This is a genomic window from Streptomyces sp. NPDC002130 (assembly GCF_040296465.1).
GTDB lineage: Bacteria > Actinomycetota > Actinomycetes > Streptomycetales > Streptomycetaceae > Streptomyces.
Genome location: NZ_JBEOXI010000981.1, coordinates 1 through 1,254 on the forward strand (window position 1 = coordinate 1; position 1,254 = coordinate 1,254).

General features: G+C 66.3%; 1 protein-coding gene. It reads right to left on the reverse strand.

Annotated elements, in window-relative coordinates; genetic code table 11:
• Positions 1-1,213 (reverse strand): Stk1 family PASTA domain-containing Ser/Thr kinase (pknB, locus tag ABT116_RS47605; RefSeq protein WP_351647663.1); only part of this gene is annotated, 1,213 nt, incomplete at its 3' end.
• Positions 1,214-1,254 lie beyond the last annotated feature (41 nt).

Below are 1,254 nucleotides of genomic sequence, written 5' to 3' on the forward strand. Positions count from 1 at the left end.
GGTGGCCGGCGAGACCGAGACGGGGCAACTCCCGGAGTCCGCACGGCCCGAGCAGTCGGCGGAGACCGACGGAGTTGAGCTTCTTCTCGGCGTCGTCCTGGCTCAGCCCGGTCAGGCGCGGGATCGCGACCTGCTCGGGTCCGGTGGACACGTCGATGGTGACGGTGCTGCCCTTCTCGATGCGCACCCCGGCAACCGGACGCGTCGTGATGACGTTTCCGGCAGCGATCACCTTGTCCGTCTTCTGCTGACGCTCCACCTGGAATCCGGCGTTGGTCAGCGTCGCCTCGGCGACGTCGGCGGGCTGGTTGGTCAGGTCGCCCGGAACGGTCACCATCTCGACCTTCGGCGAGTTCACCCGAATGAGGAAGAACGTCACCAGACCGATCACCAGAAGCGCCGCGATGCCCATCAGGGCGTAGCGTCCGCCCTTCTTCTTGGCAGGCGGCTCGGCGGCGCGAGTAGTCCGCGCAGGAACCGGCTCGACCGGATCAGGCGCAGTGCGGTAGTTCCCGGTGTCGGAGCCGACGGCGCCGAGGATGGTGGTGCGGTCCTCGTCGTTCATCACCATCGGCGCACTCGGACGCTGACCGCCCAGGACGCGTACCAAGTCGCTGCGCATGTCGCCGGCGCTCTGGTAGCGGTTGGCCGGGTTCTTGCTCATCGCCTTGAGAATGATCGAATCCAGCTCGCGCGGAATGTCCGGATTGATCTCCGACGGCGTCTGCGGATCTTCACGAACATGCTGGTACGCCACGGCGACCGGTGAATCACCCTTGAACGGCGGCTCGCCCGTCAGAATCTCGAACAGCACACAACCGAGCGAGTAGACGTCCGAACGCGCGTCCACCTGCTCACCTCGCGCCTGCTCCGGCGAGAGGTACTGAGCGGTGCCGATCACGGCGGCCGTCTGCGTCATCGGGCTCGACGCGTCGGAAATGGCACGGGCGATACCGAAGTCCATCACCTTCACGGCGCCGGCACGGTTGATCATGATGTTGGCGGGTTTGACGTCGCGGTGCACGATGCCGTTGCGGTGGCTGAAGTCCAAAGCGGCACAGACGTCCGCGATCACTTCCATCGCCTTACGCGGAGCCATCGGCCCGGTGCTGCGCACGATGTCACGCAACGTGTCGCCGTCGACGTACTCCATGACGATGTACGGCAGCGGCCCGGCGTCGGTCTCGGCTTCACCGGTGTCGTAGACGGCCACGATCGCCGGATGGTTCAGCGCGGCAGCGTTCTGCGCCTCAC